The organism is Cupriavidus sp. 96C5-1, assembly GCF_057798855.1.
In genome coordinates, this window is the sequence record NZ_JBYOJU010000008.1 from 190,191 (window position 1) to 206,977 (window position 16,787).

The following is a 16,787-nucleotide window of genomic DNA, read 5'->3' on the forward strand; positions in this document are numbered from 1 at the left end:
AAATATCATGACTGACCAAATCTCATTCGGCACCGACAGTTTTGCAGACAACCCGGAACCGCGTTGCCCCTGCCTTCTGCTGCTGGATGTTTCGGGCTCCATGTCGGGCCGACCGATCGATGAATTGAATGCGGGTCTGACCACGTTCAAGGACGAATTGGCAGCTGACTCGCTGGCGATGAAACGCGTCGAAGTTGGCATCATCACCTTCGGTCCGGTCCGCACCGAGGCACATTTCCAGACTGCCGCATCCTTCTACCCCCCGAATCTGACGTCACAAGGTGACACTCCGATGGGCGAAGCGATCCGCCAAGGCATCGCAATGGTCAACGAACGGAAGGCGGAGTACCGCCGCAATGGCATCGCCTACTATCGTCCATGGATTTGGCTGATTACCGACGGCGGCCCGACCGACGAGTGGCAATCTGCAGCCGCCCAAATTCGGGAAGGTGAAGCTTCGAAGAACTTCGCTTTCTTCGCTGTCGGCGTGCAGGGCGCGAACATGGACGTTCTTCGCCAGATTAGCGTTCGCGAGCCTCTGTCGCTTCAAGGCCTGAAGTTCCGCGAGCTCTTTACGTGGCTGTCCAGTTCCATGCGCTCCGTTTCCCAGTCAACGCCGGGTACGGAAGTCAAACTTGACTCCCCCGCAGGCTGGGCTTCGGTGTGACCTGGGCAACCGTATACGCCTCCGTCATCGGAACATCTCACGTAGCGGCCGGCACTCCTTGTGAGGATAGCTGCTACGCGAATGTCGAAAGCGACTTCCACGGACGGCCGGTCCTAGTAGCTCTGGTAGCAGATGGCGCGGGAAGCGCTGCCCACGGTGGCACCGGGGCTGAACGCGCCATCGAGAGCGCAGCCTCGGCCATTCTGAAGCAGATTCAGCAGATCGAGTACTGCTTAAACGAAGAGTTCGCGACCAATTGTGTCATCGCAGTTCGCGAGCGACTTTATGCCGATGCGAATGCCGAGGGAAACGTTGCACGCGACTACGCCTGCACGTTCCTGGGTCTAGTATCCAATGGTTCAATCACTGTGTTGTTCCAGATAGGCGACGGCGGCATAGTCGTCGACATCGGTGAAGGACTTACTTTGGCGGTAGAGCCCATGTCCGGCGAATACGCGAATCAGACCTACTTCGTCACAGACATGGATGCGCTGGATCATCTCTCCGTGAAGGTTCTGCCTGGTAGCGTCCAGTACGCAGCTGCATTCAGCGATGGCATCCAGCGGCTTGCTTTGAACCTCGAGGTTAACGAGCCGCACGCACCATTCTTCGCTCCGTTTTTCGGAACAATGGACAAGATGTCGATGGACAAAGTGCCGGACTTGGAGGGGCCCTTGCGAGATTTTCTGGGCAGCCAGGCCGTGAACGAGCGGACAGATGACGACAAGACACTGGTTCTTGTTGCGGCCAAGCAGTAGTAGCAATGACTAAGACGTTGTTTGATGCCAAGGGCAATTCTATCCGTCTGGGACGTGAGATTGGACGCGGCGGGGAAGGATCCGTTTTCGACGTTGACGGCCACCCTGGCCTGGTTGCCAAGGTTTATCACAGCGCATTGAGCTCTGGCAGACAGTCAAAGCTCGCACACATGGTCTCGACTGTCGACAAATCGATTCTCGGGTATGCAGCCTGGCCTCAGGAAACTCTGCATGTACAGCGCAATGGCGCGATAAACGGATTCCTGATGGACAAGGTTGTGAATCGCCAGCCGATTCACATGCTGTACTCCCCTGCGCACCGCAAGCAAGAGTACCCTCGGGCCGCGTGGGATTTTCTGGTGTTCGCTGCGCGAAATACTGCCGCGGCATTTTCCACAATCCATTCACATGGTCATGTGATTGGCGATGTCAATCAGGGCAATGTCGTCGTTGGAGGCGACAGCAAGGTCTCGCTCATCGACTGCGACTCGTTCCAGGTCAACGCGAATGGAAAGCTGCATCTCTGCGAGGTAGGTGTTCCACACTACACGCCGCCGGAGCTCCAGGGCACGACTGCGTTCGACAAGGTTCCACGCACCGCGAATCACGATAACTTCGGGCTCGCGCTACTTGTCTTTCATCTGCTGTTCGGCGGGCGACACCCCTTTTCCGGCGTGCCGCTCCGCAATGATGTCGGAAATCAGCTTGAGGCGGATATCAAGGCATTCCGCTTCGCATACAGTCACAACTCACGCGCCCGAGGGCTCGAGCCGCCACCCAGGTCTGTAACGCTAGCGCTAGTACCTCCGACGTTTGGAAATTTATTCGAGCGCGCCTTTACAGAACCTGGGGCATCGGGAGCTGGACGACCAACTGCCTCCGAATGGGTAAGCGCTCTCGACCAGCTTCGTGCTGGAACGAAGAAGTGCAGTGCATCCTCGATGCATATTTACCCTACTGCCCTCAAGACATGCCCATGGTGCGACCTGGATTCGAAGGGGGTGGTGTACTTCATCGATACGCAGGTTCATCAGCACGCAGGTAGCTCGGACTTCCATTTGGCTCGGGTATGGGCAGCGATTGAAGCAATTCCGGCGCCCGTGGCAATCGCGATGCCGACGTCGAGTTTCCAGGCAGTACCCCAACCGCTACCCGCCGAATGCCAATCGGCGCGGAACAGTGCCCTGTTCGCCCGGACCGTCATTATTGCGCTGGGGATCATCGCCACCATCGCTAAGCCAGCGCTCCTCATTATCGCGCTGATGCTCGGTGGTCTCGCATGGATGCTCTTCGGCAAGATTAACTATGGTCCCGAACGAGATCGCCGCGCTCAGCAGTTAATCGCCGCCGAACGGCGTTGGAACTCCGTCACCGGGCGGTGGGACGCCGAAACAGGCCCAGGGGGCTTTGCAAAGACGAAGTCGGAGCTTTCTCGCCTGAAAGCCGAGTACGAGTCGCTCGGAGCTAAGGAGCAGCAGGGCATCGAAGAGCTCAAGAGGACCGCAGAGCACCGGCAGAAACAGCGTTACTTGGAGCGCTTCTTCATCTCGGACGCAGGAATCTCTGGAGTGGGGCCGGGACGCACTGCGACCCTCGCATCGCACGGCATCGAAACCGCTGCAGATGTCACCGCGTCGCGCATCAAGAATATCAAGGGCTTCGGTGAAAGCCTCACTCGCTCCCTTGTTGACTGGAAGAAGCAGAAGGAACTCGGGTTCCGGTTCAACGCTAGTGCAGCCGTCACGCCAGCTGACATTGCTACCGTACGGAACAAGTTCATGGTAGCGAAGGTTCAGATTGAGAAATCGCTTAGCGCAGGACCGGAGCAGCTTAAGCGATACAGAACGGAGCAGCAGAACCGAGCCGCATCGCTCCAAAATGCGGTTCTGGAAGCGGCAGCCGACCTGGCGCAGGCACGCGCAGACCTCGCAGCACTGTAGCGCGATTACCCCTGGCCTTCAACTCTCAGCCCCAGCAGATACGTTAGTAACTCTCATGAACACAATGGTGGCAATCCTTAGCACTGCGTTCGCAGCCCTCTTCATCGGACTGGTCCTTGGGTACTTCGCGGCGCGAAGCCGCGCGACGGCCATGTCACAGCTTGCTGCCGCGGAGGCGAAGGCTTCGATGCAAGTTGAGATAGCCTCGCTGACGGAGAAGTTGAACTCGGTATCGACGACCCTTCAGGATGAGAAGCTACAGCATTCCTCGTTCCGTGACACTGCCGAAACGTGGCGAAAGTCGCTCGACCAGGCTACCAACGACATGGCAACTCTATCTGAACGCGCTAGCCGCGTGCCAATGCTTGAAGGACGGATGGCCACGCAAGCTTCCACTATCGACGGTCTCGAAGCTGAGCTGCGCAAGCTCTCATCGGAAAACGGACAGCAAGCTGAGAAGGCTGTCCAGTTGGCAGCACAACTGATGGACGAGCGAAGCGTACATAGCAAGCTGCAAGCCCGGAACGATGAACTCTCCACTGAACTTCGTCGCTCAGAAGAATTGAGGGCGGCTTTCGAACAAACTGCGATCCGCGTCCCAAATCTGGAAACTCAGCTTGAGGCTACGCGCGCGGAGCTCGAGTCGACAAAGGACGCCAGTGCGGCGGCGAAGAAGTCGTCCAGCAGCGAGATCTCTCGGCTAGCCGCCCAGCTCGCCGCGGAGCAAGAAATCTCGACGCGGCGGAATGTTCAGCTGTCGGACACTCAGACTGCAAAAGCGATGCTTGATAGCAAGGTCATCTCGCTATCCACAGACCTCAGCGAGTTGCGCACCCGAACGGATGATGAGCGACAGCATGCTGCTGAGAAGCTCCAGCTTCTAGTCGAAGCGAAAGAGCAGCTCTCGAATCAATTCAAGACCTTGGCAAATGACATATTGGAGGAGAAGGCGAAGCGTTTCTCGGAGCAAAACCAAGCGACGATTGGCCAGCTTCTGGAACCGTTGAAGACACAACTTACCGAGTTCAAGGGGAAGGTCGAGGAGGTCTATGTCCAGGAGGGCAAGGATCGCTCAGCGCTGTCCGAGCAGGTGAAACAGCTCTTCAATATGAATCAGACGTTGAGCCAGGAAGCGAAGAACCTCACGTCGGCACTGAAAGGCCAAGCCAAGACTCAGGGTAACTGGGGCGAACTTATCCTCGAACGGGTCTTGGAGGCATCTGGTCTTCGTAAGGGCCAAGAGTACAGGGTTCAAGATACGCAGGTGCGCGAAGACGGAACTCGTGCGCAGCCAGACGTTATCATTGAGCTGCCCGAAGACCGGAAGCTCGTCGTCGATGCGAAGGTCTCCTTGGTCGCCTATGAGAGATTTTTTTCCGCAGAGACCGACGAACAGCGAGCTATTGCGCTCCGTCAGCATCTGGATTCCGTTCGTTCCCACATCAAGGGTCTGTCCGAGAAACGATATCAGGCCCTGTATGGGATTCAGTCTCTAGACTTCGTTCTGGCGTTCGTACCCATCGAGCCGGCATTCATGGTCGCGGTAACCAACGACAGCGAACTCTTCATGGACGCTTGGCAGAAGAGCGTTCTGCTTGTCAGCCCGTCTACGCTGCTCTTCGTCGTTAGAACCGTTGCTCACCTTTGGCGCCAGGAGTATCAGAGCAGAAATGCGCAGGACATCGCGAAGCGTGGCGCCGAGCTGTACGACAAGCTATGCGGATTTGTTGGCGATCTGCAAAAGGTTGGCGAGAAGCTGGGGCAGGCAAAGGCAGCGTATGACGATGCCCATAGCAAGCTGGCCACCGGCAAGGGAAATGCGATTCGGCAAGCTGAGTGTTGCGTGCCTTGGGGGTGAAGCCGGGGAAGAACTTGCCTTCCGCGTTGGTTGAGGGCGCTCGCGCCGATGACGAGATCATTGTGCCGCCCTTTGCGGAACTTCCTTCGGCGTCGCCTAGCGAGCCCAATAATTTGGCTGGGAACGCCTAATTTCGATGCCTCAGAATATCCGCCCAGTCCCAAACACGACCTTCTGCCTTGTGTGCAGACATCGCCAGCAACTCATGCTGGCACCACAACCGATTTCCTGGGGCAGGTACAAGGCGGACCGGCGGCGCAGATACGACCATATCGAGCGGCTGTGCCGCCGGTCCATCGACTGGGACCTGATCCAACGACACTATCCCGACATGATGCGCGTTGCCGTCTCGATCAAGGCCGGCAAGATGACGCCGTCGACCATCCTACGCCGGCTGGGTTCAGAGAGCACGAAGAACAAGCTTTACTTTGTGTTCCGGGAACTGGGCCGCGTCATCCGTACGCTGTTCTTGCTGAAGTACCTGAACGACTCGGAGCTCCGGCGCACCATTCATGCTGCGACGAACAAGAGTGAGCAGTTCAATGACTTCGCGCAGTGATGTTTGGTGGCGACGGGATCATCGCCGAAAATCTGCGGCACGAACAGCGCAAGGTGATCAAGTACAACCAACTGGTCGCCAACATGGTCGTCCTCCACAACGTTCAGTGGATGTCACGCAAGCTGAAGGATTTGCAGGAACGCGGGCACCCGGTGAATGCCGAAGTGCTGAAGGCGCTGTCGCCATACCGCCGCGAGCATGTCAACCGGTTCGGCGATTACCTACTCGACTTGCAGCGGCGCGTGCTGCCGCTCGATCCATCGATCGATTTCCTATTCAAATCAGCAGCTTAGCAGAAATGTGGCGGATTTTTTGCGAATCCCGGCCATCCCTCATGCCATGGTGGAAAATGGCACGGCGTTGGCTTACACCACTGTGTTCATGCAGGCGTGCCAAATGCGATTTCATAGAGCCAAGCCCGTCCGACACCGCGACTTGTCTCCTTGGCGTACTGGCTCGCGAACGGAAAAATGATGCTCGCAGGCGTCCCTATCAGATGATTCAGGTAGAACATTGCAAATCCAACCGCCTGGGGCTTCGTGGCAAGAGGGCTCAGGTAAACATTCGAGATGCGTTGCTGTCGCGCGCCAATTTTAGCTAGGGCTTCGCTTAGCACAATGTAGGTAATAAATGGGTCGTTGGCACTCGCATATGCTAGCTGTTCATCAGGCACACGGAGCGGGGCATCCGCGACCTTATGAAGTCGGATCAAGCTCTCCTGATACATGTCTGCACTAAGCGACGGCAGGCTTAACAGCTGGACCAATCGTGCATTACTTTTGTTGGCGATCACATGGCTAATCAGGTCGTGGTCATAGCCTGCCCCCACGATCAGAACGTCATCAGCCATATCCACAGAATGGACGCCCTCGTATCCATTGATCTGGCGGACCTCAACGACATCAGAGGAGAATATCGTATCTGCCTTGCGCATGTACTGCGAAGGTTCCGTGTAGACCAGATCAAACTTCGTGACCCCTGAAGCCTTCAAGTAGTTCATCAGGAATATAAGATGCGGCCGCATGAACCCGGTAATGTCTATACAGAGGCTGATTCCCGCCTGAAGAGGTGGATCGATCTGGCTCAACGCGTCTAGGACGAAATCTGCTTCCGAAATCGCGGCTGACGTGAGCATGGGCGCACTGACAGGAAGCTCCGAATCATTGAATCGGTACTCATTGTGAATGATCCAGTATTTGCGCGTTGCCTCGATTCGATTGAAGGTATTGGCGATGCGTTCACTGAGATTGAAGGCTGAAACCAAAATATCGTATTTCCGACCCTCAGGCAGAAGGCGCTTTCCAGGGCCGGCAAGATAGAGCGCAACATTAGAGACCATCGAAAAGCCCCGTCTGCCGCTTGTCGCCGCCCGAACTGATGCAGTCAAGTAATTTTGGAAGATTCATAGTCTCGACCCTGGCATTAATCGCCTGCTGTGTCTTTGCGTTATCCAGTTCCGCAAGCACAAACTCAGCGAAATCGCCCTTCAATTCTATTGTTCCTCTTCGTGACTCCGATATGCCCCAGCGCGCTGCCAGCATAGGATTGACCTGGAACTTCCAAAGCACTCGATCATCGTTCTTAGCACTTGAGCTGCCACTGACCCGCACAAAGAAGGACCAGTTTTCAGCCATCTTCAATGCCCTAACCGCGCCATCAGATAGTGCCTCCGGATTTACGAGGAAGCAGCATAGATCGCATTCCGACGGATTGTCGCTATAGCGGATCGAGCGAAGCAAGGTTGCCAGATGTTCGACAGCGTTGCGCACAAGGGAACCGTGTGCATCAGGCTGTGCGTCCTCCCAAAACCATTCCGCGGCATCCTGAATACCTTGAACCTGAGCCCCAACGGATATCGGGCCCCGAACGAACGGCTCTTCACCTGCAAACCTTGACCTTCGGTAGATATGCTTGAGCAAGCTCAGCAGGTTTCTCGGCACGCCCTGGGAAAGCCGCACTAGCGTCTTGAATCCAGCATAGATCGGCTTGCGCCCATAGTCGCGGAAGAGCTGCGAAAGAAGATCCGAAGAAAAATGACTATACAGTTCGTAATAGCTAGGGGCAGCCTGAGGACCTTGGTCAAGTAGGGCCGCCGACTCAGCACGGATAGCCTTTGCGAGTGCCAGCACGTCGCAACCTCTGGAGAGTCGCTTATAGAACGCGAGTAGGTTGACCTTCTCCAGTAACGGATGGGAGCGGAGTTCAAGCTGCTCGACGAGCGCTTGCGCGATTTTTTCGTCTCCGATGATGCGGGTAGCAGCCGTCCGAAAGCGCGCCATGTGTGGCCGCTCTATACCGGCCGCATCCCTAGCTGCGACTATGTCCAAAGCCACTTCTTGGTAATAGTTCTCGGAGGAAAGTTCAGCAAACTGAAGCGGGAGCGAGTCCTCTTTTAGTGCTGGAGAGGAGTGGACAGCCTCGAGGCGCTTCAGCACCAGTCTTGCAGCCAATGTCTCGTACTGAACAAGGTCCTCCCTGAGGCGGGCGTCTAGTACAACTGCCTCATACTCGGCCTCCCGCTTGATTGGCTCACCAGAACCCAAGGTCTTGTAAGTCTTGATGCCGTAAAGCCGAGCACCGATTCTTAGCGTGACGTTACCTTTGCGGTACCTCACCAAGGTATTCAGGAAACACTGTTGCTGCTCAGTGAAATTCTCTACTTCATCAATGAGATAGACAAAAGCAGTGTTCTCCGCTAACGGACATAGCTCAGCTACGATCCTTGGGACACCAAACACAAGATCCCCCGGATTGAAGGTCACTTCAATTCCACTCAGCTGCCTCGTGATGGCGGTGTTGTTCACAACCAAGTCTACATTGCTGCGTAGTGAACTTAAGTAGGAAATGAGGTCGTCATATCCGGTGATGGATATCGCTGGGGTGACGTGCATCAGAGCTAGCGCCCTATCAACGAATGCTTGGTTCCATTCCGGGGACAGTAGCTCGCCGTCGGCCAATGCCGGACGTAATGAAGCCAGCAAACAACCGACAAGCCACAGCTCAAACGAGTAGGCAAACACTGCCTCCCACACATCATCGCTCTGCCCCTTACCAGAAAAACGATGGACATTTAGCCCGTCGGCATTTGTATAAATACCTAGGTACTTCTCTTCCGCGATTGCGGCTCGAAGATTCGAATGACGCAACTCTTGTACGGTTGAAGAGCAATAGCGCAGCAGGTGTGTCTTACCACTACCTTTCCCCCCCAACAGCAACATCGGCATTAGCGATGTTGGCTTAAGAAAGTCAACCAAACTGTGCTTCTCGCTCGCCACATCCACCCAGTACTCTTTGACCTGTCGGTCCGAATAGTCGGATGCCTTAGTGAGATCAAAGGGGTTTTCGCGTTGATGGTCGCTTGATATGTTTCTCATATTTTTGGATACCTGCGGAATATAGGGTACCAAGGTTCACGCGAGCCGTTCTGTTGGTCGCACCAGATAACCGGCAAAGTGTTATCGGGCGTGTTATGGAAGAAGCCAAGCAGTAGCTGACTTCCCAAATAGCCCAGAGGATGGCCTGGCATGATCGTCTCGCCATAGACAGAAGCCACTGCGACCAGCAAATCGGCATCGAGGCCGGATGGTAGGCCCAACAGGTATCGCGAACCGGGTGAGGCCCACTTATAGCTCTCATCCAATTCATACACTGCGCCGCATCGCTGACCGAATACAGTCTCGGTTCTGACCCGTTCAAGGCCCGCGGTAGTGGCGAAAAGTGAAAAATAGAAAAGCTCGACGTCAAGCTTCTCGGCAATAAGGTCAGGCAGCAAGTCTTTTGAATAGCGTACTGCAGTCTCGCCGCTACCGCACATGTCGTCGAGGAAGATATACCGCTTCACATCGGCATGTCTTGCCACTCTCTTGCGACCCGAATCCTCGGCAGCGGTCTTATAGATCTGGGCTGAGTCCAAAAAGGCTTCCTTGCCAAGCAAGTTCTCCTGCCGGAAATAGTACAAGAGATGCACGCCGCTCTCCGACGGATTGCCAACCCCAAGAAAGCGTGTGGCCGCCCGCTCCTCGGCCATCCGCCTCAAAAACTCGGCTTCGCTCGCCACTTGTGCCCGGACTTCTTGAGCTAGCGGTAGCAGGAAAAGCTCTCGGTACAGCGCCTTCAGCAGTACTCGAATCTCACGGGCCCCGAAATACATAAACTGCGATAGGAGGTACATAGCATGCAATCGCTCAAGATCCGCGCTTGCCCCTGTGCGACCAACGAAATTCCCCAGCCAATTTTCTACTGCAGGGCCGTTGGCATTTCCTTCCCAAACTCGCTCGTCTAACGTAACGAGGCGGGTTCCAAGCGCCTCCCACAGCGCCATTTGATCATTATTTAGTGTCGGCGGTGCTGTTAGCATCTCAGATCATTTCTGGAAAACTAGAACCCACTCGCGGGTAATTACGCTGGCCGTCTTGTTTCGTTTGGTCATGAGCCCACGTGACTTGATCTCATCTACCATCTTGATATCCAAACGAAACCCTAGCGCCAGGAGGATCGAACAGAGGTATTCGGAAGACAGGAACTTCTCACCGCATACTTCATTGTTGCCAATGACCAGGACAAGCCGTCCGCCAGGCTTTAGCACCGTGTGCAGTTGCGCCAGTACGCCCTCCATCTCATTGATGTAGGTCGCGCAAATAGCCGCACGTGTAGGATTCTTCTTCCGGACCCGTGCAATGACGCGATTAGCAGCGGGGACAGATGTTATAGGAGCCGCATCAACGTGACTTTTAGGCAGGTGCTCCCTTCCGATCGTCACATTCTCGAGTGGCTTCAACTCGCCGTCTTGCGCAATACCGAGCCAGCCGAGGCACAGGCTTGACGCTCTGATATATTTTTGAGCGCCTGCATAGGGTGGCGACGTAATCACAAGGTCGACAGAGTCTGGTGCGAGTGCGCCGCCCGAATCAGACGTGAGGCAGCGCGCGTCGGGACCAGCAATGTGCAACTGCGGTTGCACGGGAGCAAGCGCGGCGAGTTCCCTAATACGCTTTGTGTTCGCTGAAAACTGGTCACAGAAGCGCTGCCAAACATTCTCAGGCGCCTTTTCGGCGAACCCTCGTTTCGCCAAGACCGGCACGGAGAGTCGAGGATCGGCGTTGCTAACTCGCCGAACTGTCGCAGAGAAGGTCACCTCAAACAGCCGCCGCAATTCCGCAGATGACTCACCTTCGATCGCTGCTTTCAGGCGAGAGAGGCCACGAATGACTTCTGGCCGGAACCATTTGTCCACGTTTACAACCGCGGGGTGTTGGAGAGTTCGCGAACGTCGGAAGCGTGATATGAGACTTGCCAGGGCCGAGTCAAATTCCCGGACAGGGGGAACGCAGACCTTCGCTTCTGCAATTAAACGTGCAAGCGGGTTGGTATCCGCGTAAGCGGCCGAACGACCGGATAGACAGGATTCCAGTGCGACGGTACCCGATCCACCAAAGGGATCGAGAACAAGCCCACCCGCCTTGCACATGGATTCAGACGCCAAAAAAAAGTGAGCGATATGCGGCAGCAACTTTGCCGGATAGGGATGCAGATAGTGAGTGGCACGCTCGCCGACTTTCAACCAAGGAACGAGTTCGCGGAACGAGACAGGGATCGTCCTCCGTGTCCGCTGGTATCTATTAATCAAGGCCTCAATCTTGGCACCCGTATCAACTGGAAAGGCGACTCGCTGTGGATTCCGTTCCCGCGTTCGATAGGACGCGAGCTCGCCGTCAAGCTCATCCAGTACAGAAGGTCGGTCTTTTTCTAGATGCACGCGCAATTATTCCATCACCTCTGTTGGCTTCCATGGTCCTCGAAGACTCGATGCCCGCGCATCGGGGACAGCGATATTGGCTCAGCGGAGCGAGCCCCTCTCTCCCCGGCGCACCATTATAGACTGAGCGACATGAAGCCCATATGGATCGCTTGGGCAATCATGGCTAGGCCTTCTTGAGGGTCGCCCGGAATTCGCAAAAACCCGCCACATCTCTCAGCAACCCTCTGATTTTGCTGAATTCCCCAGCACTCTGGCACCCCAATTTGGGCTTGAAGGCTCTTATCGGACCCGGAAGAACTCCACACTCTGCCCCGCATTGACCGCCCGCTTGAGCCACGACGGCATCTCGCCCTGCCCGTCCCAGCTCAGCCCCTCGGCGTTGCGATAGCAGACCGGACGCGTGATCGGTGGCGACGGCGGCGGATCAAAGCACCCCGCTGCCTCCAGTTCCCCCATCGTCAGCCCATAGTTGGCCATCTGGGCCTGGATCCGGCGGATCGCGTCGACCCACTCTCGTTTAGTTGCCATCGTTGCCGTCATCGGGTGCAGGCGCGCCCTGTTCTTCGTCCTGTCCTTCCTTCGCGGTCGCTGCCGCCCCCCGGCCTTGCGCCGCCGTCCACCACCCCCGTCCCGCTCGCGCGGCGCCACGCGCAATTCTGCCAGCAGCTGGCGCGCCAGCGCCGCCTCTGCAGCGTCTGACGGTAGGCATCGGGGCCAGCGCGCGCGGTCTTCAACTCTTCCTCCAGGAATGCGCGCGGCCAGCGAGCGCGTCGCGATCAGCCCGGTAGGCCTGCCGGATGCACCGAAATCCGCAAGCTGGGCAGCCTATTGGGCAAACTGCAGGCACTTTCGCCTTGTTCATCAAGGCGAACGCAGCGACGCAAATCTGCTGTGTTGGCGCGACCGTTCGCAGCATGGGTGCCGCAACTACCAGCGAAAATGCCGCGGCTATAGGCGCACCAAAAGGCATAATGCGCGTCTGTCCATACGTGCCCATATGATCGAGCCCACCCTTATCCGCGTCGGAGAAACGTTTTACGACATCTCGCACCTGGCGCCAACCCAGCATACCGTCTATGTGCTGGTGCGTAACAACATTGCCAAAGTGCCGGTGAGGGTCTCGTACACTAACCACTGCTATAGCAGGACGCCGCGCCTTGACGAGCACATTCCCGCCGGGCATGAAATATACGATGGCAGGAAGCTCCGGATGTTCTGCAAGCGGCGCCATCGGCTGTCGGCGTATTTGCCGAAGATCATGATTGATCTGCTTCAAGGCGAGACCGATCTATGGGTCGCCGCTGGCGGCAATTTCCTGCAGATCGAACTGGTGGACGATGTTGAAGGCGAGCCGCCGACCACGATTGAGTACAACATCATCCTGCGCATGGAGCGGTACAAGCCAGACGGTGATCAGAAGCACGTCATGGTGCGCGTTGAGACGGCCTTTCCCGAAGACATCAACTATGAGAAGCCGTTCCTGAAGAAGTCCTACAAGGTCGCCCGTATCTTGGCTGCCAAGTGGGAAGACCGCGACTATCGCGAGCCGGAACCGAAGCCCGGCAAGGGGAGAGGGAAAAGCAAGAAGAAGCGCTAGAAAAGCAAACGCCCCCTGCGGTGAGGGGGCGTTCAGGAATAGGTCGCGGGGGCCTCTCTTGGATATCCCACTCCCGGTGGGACCTTGATGGAGAGCACCAAGGCGGCGCTTAGCTTTTGAGGCTGGACACCCCGCTATCGACTAAGCCTTTCCGGTCCTCTCGGACTGGACCTCCCGCGGGCTTTCGGCTTTCACCTCAGCAGGGGGGAGGATTTAGGAAACTGCTCGGAAATGCACACCGAATCACATAGCGAATTCCGTTAGCAACTCCAATGGCTTGATCATAATTGATCAAGCGTCTCATTGCAATGCAATCGCCCAAAACTATCGTGCAATGCAACCACTTTTGACGCTGGGAATCTCCGCCTAGATGCCACGGCGCCTGGGTTCAAGCACCATCTCTGATCGCAAAATGCAAAACGGCCGCTTGCGCCATAAAGTGTCCTAAAAGCCACTCAGCGAACCTGTTACGTTTGCGCCCTCGCAAACCTGCCGGGGGCGTAGCGCCAGGGCGTTTCACCCTTGATCCAGCTTGGGCTCGAGCCTTCTATATAGAGCCTCTCGCGGCGTTTCCCGACCATGCCTTCAAGCCCCAATGAGAGAACTTACTGATAGGGTCACTCCCCATCCTCCGCATAGCCATAAAAGATAACATTTAGGCACTTTTTGAGAGGTGCCCCAGACGCTCTTTGCGTGCAACAAACGGCTCACCTCGGACATTCTTTCCGCTCGCATAAAGCACATCGGCCACGCAATAGACCATGCGATCGGCGCCCTCAAACCAGCTTCGCCGGCGGACTCTTGTATGAAGGCAGTTGAAATCGCTTCGCCCAATCGCGCCCAGCACGCAAACCTGGCGGCCTGCGCTTGCTAACGCAAACGCAGAACCCAAAGCCCTACTCGGGCACAGCGCAGAAAGGCGCGGCCGAGAGCTCATTCTCCTTCCACTTGCTAGTCGCCAGCGCGGACGAAGTATTTCGGGAAGAACCGCCGGGTCTCACCTAGAGGGTTGGCCACTATTCGTCAAAAAATCCGCCGCACCTCCGGCTAACCATTTGATTTCAAATCGGAACTCCCCTTGACGGCGGGCCCCGTGACTCCCGCGACGGGCACGCGGAAATGTCCCCCAATCCCCCCGGCGTTGACTGCCCGCTGCAACCAGTCCGGCATGGCACCGCGGCCGTCCCAGCTCTGCCCCTGTGCGTTGCGGTAGCGCACCGCTCCTTGCGCTGGGATCGGCGGCGGCTCGGCAAAGCAGCCCGCCGCTTGCAGGTCGGTCAAAGTCAGGCCGTGCTGGGCCATCTGGATGCGGATCCTGGTAATCGCTTGCGCGCGCTCGATTTCGATCGACATGGTGTAGGTGAATGGATTTAGGGGCGGCGCCGGATCCCGCGTGATGCCGTCTGGCGGCAGCGCTGGATTTCGGGGTTGTTCCAGGTGATGGCTGCAGCGGGAATCCGCGCTGGCGGGAGGACGTGGCCGTCGCGCTCACTGCTTAAATTTTAGTCAAACCCGCTGATGCCGTCGGCACTCGGCCCCCGCGCGGCTTGTCCACAGGCTTATCCCAGCGAGCGGTGGACAATTTCTATCCCGCTCCTGTTCTCAGGCCGGCCCGGGCTTGAACTTGGTTTTCGTCACCGGCGCCCGGCGCCTGGGCGATACCAGGCGCCGGGCCGCGGTGGCTTCCGCATCGGCCCGCTCGGCGCGCCGGACTGCCATCTCCAGTTCCGCCTCCAGCCTGCCCTGCACCGCCTGCCCCTCCGCCAGCGCCTGTTGCGCCTGTGCCAGTTGCCGGCTGAGCGTGTCGCGCTCGGCCTGCTGCCTTGCCCGTTCCTCGGCACTGGCCACGGCGGCGTCCTGCGCCCGCGCTTGCACCGCCGCCAACTCAGCGCGCAGGTCCGCGAACGCCTGCTCGGCCTTCTGGCGCAGCGTGCGTTCCTGGTCGATCTCGCGCAGCGCGCGGCGCTCGGTGGCCTCGGCGCGTTCCTGCGCCACGGCCACCTGCTCGCGGGTGCGCTCCAGATCCGCCGAGAATTGGCTACGCATCTCCCTCAGTTGCCGCTCGAGCGCCTCGATCTGGCGCCGGCCCTCCTCCTGGCGCGCCCGCGCGGCCGCGTGGGCCTGGCGCTCGGCGTCCAGTTCCCCCTGTAGCGCCGCCCGCCCTTGCTGGGCGGCATCGAAGTCCGCCTGTACGGCGGCGGTCTCCTGCTCGGCCACGACCACCGCGGCGCGCGCCTGGTCGCGCTGCGCCTCCGCCTCGCTCGCCTGCAGCCGCGCTTCGGCCCGCAAGGCGGCCAACTCACTGCTAGCGGCCGCGTTGGCGGCCTGCCAGATCGACTGCACGGCGTCGGCGGCGATCGACTTGAGCGCATCCGGCAGCCCGGGCTGGTCGATGGTCACGCGCATCTTGCCGCGCAGGTCCGCCCAGAACTGCGCCAGCACCTCGGTGGGCGTGCCCATGCTGCCCTTGCGCACGAGTCCGTAGAGCTTGTTGGCGGTGGGCGTGATGCCATAGCGGAAGAACAGCAAGGCGCAGACCTCGCGGTAGAGCGCGCGGGTCTCGGGGAACTGCGCGCGCAGGGTCGCCACGTCGGCGGCGAGCGTGGCCTGCAAGGCGGCGTCGGACGATGGGGATTCAGGGCTGGCGGTCATGTTTGGGCGGCACACAAGATCAGTTTACTTAAATATTACTACGTAATACGTTAATTTATTGAATAATTTTACAAATCTTTAGACATAACTGCGCTTCTGTCTATAATTACGCCTGAACTCATCTCTACACCGTGCCGCCCCTTGGAACTCGTCGCTAGCCCCCTCGCCGCCCTGCCCGCCACCCCACTCGAGCGCCTGGCCCTGCCTGCCGACCTCTCCGGCGCCGCCGGCAGCAACCGGGCCCGCGGCGGCACCCCGCAGATCGCGGCCGCCGATGATCTGGCCGCCGTCACCGCCTGGCTGGCCCGCTACACCGATACCCCGGCGACCCTGCAGACCTACCGGCGCGAGACCGAGCGGCTGCTGCTGTGGGCCGTGCTCCAGCGCGGCAAGCCGCTGTCGTCGCTGACCCATGAGGATCTCCTGTTGTACGAGCGCTTTCTGGCTGACCCGCAGCCGGCCTGGCGCTGGGTCATGGCATCGCGCAAGAAACTCGCGCGCAGCCATCCGGACTGGCGCCCCTTCGCCGGCGCCCTGTCCTCACTCAGCACGCGGCACGCCATGGTGATCCTCAATGCCCTGTTCGCCTGGCTAGTCGAGGCCGGCTACCTGGCCGGCAACCCGTTGTCGCTGGCGCGCCGCCGCCGCGGGCAGGCCAAGCCCCGCATCACGCGCTACCTCAGTCACGAACTGTGGCAGGCGGTCAAGGACACCATCGAGGCCATGCCGGGTGCGAGCGACACCGCCACCGAGCGCGAGCGCCTGCACGCGGCGCGCTGCCGCTGGCTCTTTTCCGTGCTCTATCTCGGTGGGCTACGGGCGGCGGAGGTGGCCGAGACGCGCATGGGGGCATTTTTTTGCCGGCGCGATGTCCACGGGGTGGAGCGCTGGTGGCTGGAGGTGACCGGCAAGGGCAATAAGACGCGGCTGGTGCCGGCCACCGACGAGCTGGTGGCAGAACTGGCGCGCTACCGCCGCGCCCACGGCCTGCCGCCCAG

General features: G+C 58.3%; 13 protein-coding genes and 1 pseudogene. 7 read left to right on the top strand and 7 right to left on the bottom strand.

Annotated elements, in window-relative coordinates:
* Positions 1-7: 7 nt before the first annotated feature.
* The 5 genes and pseudogenes from AC3FOF_RS12670 to AC3FOF_RS12690 form a co-directional block, all read left to right on the top strand.
* Positions 8-667: a vWA domain-containing protein gene (locus AC3FOF_RS12670; RefSeq protein ID WP_488726794.1), complete on the top strand. Its 660-nt coding sequence runs from the start codon at positions 8-10 to the stop codon at positions 665-667.
* On the top strand, positions 664-1,425 hold the full coding sequence (locus AC3FOF_RS12675; protein ID WP_488726795.1) for a PP2C family serine/threonine-protein phosphatase: 762 nt from the start codon (positions 664-666) through the stop codon (positions 1,423-1,425). The genes AC3FOF_RS12670 and AC3FOF_RS12675 overlap by 4 nt, the downstream gene beginning before the upstream one ends.
* Before the next feature lie 5 nt (positions 1,426-1,430).
* Entirely contained in the window at positions 1,431-3,365 is a 1,935-nt protein-coding gene (locus AC3FOF_RS12680) for a helix-hairpin-helix domain-containing protein (RefSeq protein ID WP_488726796.1), read from the top strand.
* Positions 3,366-3,420: 55 nt separating this feature from the next.
* Positions 3,421-5,223 carry a DNA recombination protein RmuC gene (locus tag AC3FOF_RS12685; protein WP_488726797.1) on the top strand — a complete coding sequence of 601 codons (1,803 nt, stop codon included), beginning with the start codon at positions 3,421-3,423 and terminating at the stop codon, positions 5,221-5,223.
* A 256-nt stretch (positions 5,224-5,479) separates the two neighbouring features.
* Positions 5,480-6,075 (top strand): annotated as a pseudogene (locus AC3FOF_RS12690) (Tn3 family transposase); the annotation flags it as partial.
* 86 nt (positions 6,076-6,161) lie between these two features.
* Here the strand turns inward: AC3FOF_RS12690 and AC3FOF_RS12695 are convergent.
* The 5 genes from AC3FOF_RS12695 to AC3FOF_RS12715 all read right to left on the bottom strand — a co-directional run bounded on the left by AC3FOF_RS12695 (position 6,162) and on the right by AC3FOF_RS12715 (position 12,068).
* On the bottom strand, positions 6,162-7,121 hold the full coding sequence (locus AC3FOF_RS12695; RefSeq protein WP_488726798.1) for a hypothetical protein: 960 nt from the start codon (positions 7,119-7,121) through the stop codon (positions 6,162-6,164).
* Positions 7,111-9,156, bottom strand: coding sequence for an ORC-CDC6 family AAA ATPase (locus AC3FOF_RS12700; protein ID WP_488726799.1), 2,046 nt, complete (start codon positions 9,154-9,156; stop codon positions 7,111-7,113). Before AC3FOF_RS12700 ends, AC3FOF_RS12695 begins: the two co-directional genes overlap by 11 nt.
* Entirely contained in the window at positions 9,153-10,139 is a 987-nt protein-coding gene (locus AC3FOF_RS12705) for a phosphoribosyltransferase-like protein (protein WP_488726800.1), read from the bottom strand. The genes AC3FOF_RS12700 and AC3FOF_RS12705 overlap by 4 nt, the downstream gene beginning before the upstream one ends.
* A gap of 6 nt (positions 10,140-10,145) precedes the next feature.
* Entirely contained in the window at positions 10,146-11,537 is a 1,392-nt protein-coding gene (locus AC3FOF_RS12710; protein ID WP_488726801.1) for a hypothetical protein, read from the bottom strand.
* 282 nt (positions 11,538-11,819) lie between these two features.
* On the bottom strand, positions 11,820-12,068 hold the full coding sequence (locus AC3FOF_RS12715; protein ID WP_488726802.1) for an H-NS histone family protein: 249 nt from the start codon (positions 12,066-12,068) through the stop codon (positions 11,820-11,822).
* A gap of 469 nt (positions 12,069-12,537) precedes the next feature.
* Here AC3FOF_RS12715 and AC3FOF_RS12720 point away from each other — a divergent pair, with 469 nt between their 5' ends.
* On the top strand, positions 12,538-13,137 hold the full coding sequence (locus tag AC3FOF_RS12720; RefSeq protein WP_488726803.1) for a hypothetical protein: 600 nt from the start codon (positions 12,538-12,540) through the stop codon (positions 13,135-13,137).
* A 1,047-nt stretch (positions 13,138-14,184) separates the two neighbouring features.
* Here AC3FOF_RS12720 and AC3FOF_RS12725 read toward each other — a convergent pair.
* The gene (locus AC3FOF_RS12725; RefSeq protein WP_488726804.1) at positions 14,185-14,490 is read right to left on the bottom strand and encodes an H-NS histone family protein; all 306 of its coding nucleotides are present in this window, start codon (positions 14,488-14,490) and stop codon (positions 14,185-14,187) included.
* A gap of 249 nt (positions 14,491-14,739) precedes the next feature.
* Positions 14,740-15,789, bottom strand: coding sequence for a DNA-binding protein (locus AC3FOF_RS12730; protein WP_488726805.1), 1,050 nt, complete (start codon positions 15,787-15,789; stop codon positions 14,740-14,742).
* Positions 15,790-15,930: 141 nt separating this feature from the next.
* Between AC3FOF_RS12730 and AC3FOF_RS12735 the strand changes: the two genes are divergently transcribed.
* Positions 15,931-16,787: tyrosine-type recombinase/integrase (locus AC3FOF_RS12735; RefSeq protein ID WP_488726806.1), on the top strand; the 857-nt coding region annotated here is incomplete at its 3' end.

Bases quoted from the DNA above. Each gene is read 5' to 3' on its own strand.
- AC3FOF_RS12670 (WP_488726794.1), top strand. From the start codon at position 8: ATGACTGACCAAATCTCATTCGGCACCGACAGTTTTGCAGACAACCCG.
- AC3FOF_RS12680 (WP_488726796.1), top strand. From the start codon at position 1,431: ATGACTAAGACGTTGTTTGATGCCAAGGGCAATTCTATCCGTCTGGGA.
- AC3FOF_RS12685 (WP_488726797.1), top strand. From the start codon at position 3,421: ATGAACACAATGGTGGCAATCCTTAGCACTGCGTTCGCAGCCCTCTTC.
- AC3FOF_RS12695 (WP_488726798.1), bottom strand. From the start codon at position 7,121: ATGGTCTCTAATGTTGCGCTCTATCTTGCCGGCCCTGGAAAGCGCCTT.
- AC3FOF_RS12700 (WP_488726799.1), bottom strand. From the start codon at position 9,156: ATGAGAAACATATCAAGCGACCATCAACGCGAAAACCCCTTTGATCTC.
- AC3FOF_RS12705 (WP_488726800.1), bottom strand. From the start codon at position 10,139: ATGCTAACAGCACCGCCGACACTAAATAATGATCAAATGGCGCTGTGG.
- AC3FOF_RS12715 (WP_488726802.1), bottom strand. From the start codon at position 12,068: ATGGCAACTAAACGAGAGTGGGTCGACGCGATCCGCCGGATCCAGGCC.
- AC3FOF_RS12720 (WP_488726803.1), top strand. From the start codon at position 12,538: ATGATCGAGCCCACCCTTATCCGCGTCGGAGAAACGTTTTACGACATC.
- AC3FOF_RS12725 (WP_488726804.1), bottom strand. From the start codon at position 14,490: ATGTCGATCGAAATCGAGCGCGCGCAAGCGATTACCAGGATCCGCATC.
- AC3FOF_RS12730 (WP_488726805.1), bottom strand. From the start codon at position 15,789: ATGACCGCCAGCCCTGAATCCCCATCGTCCGACGCCGCCTTGCAGGCC.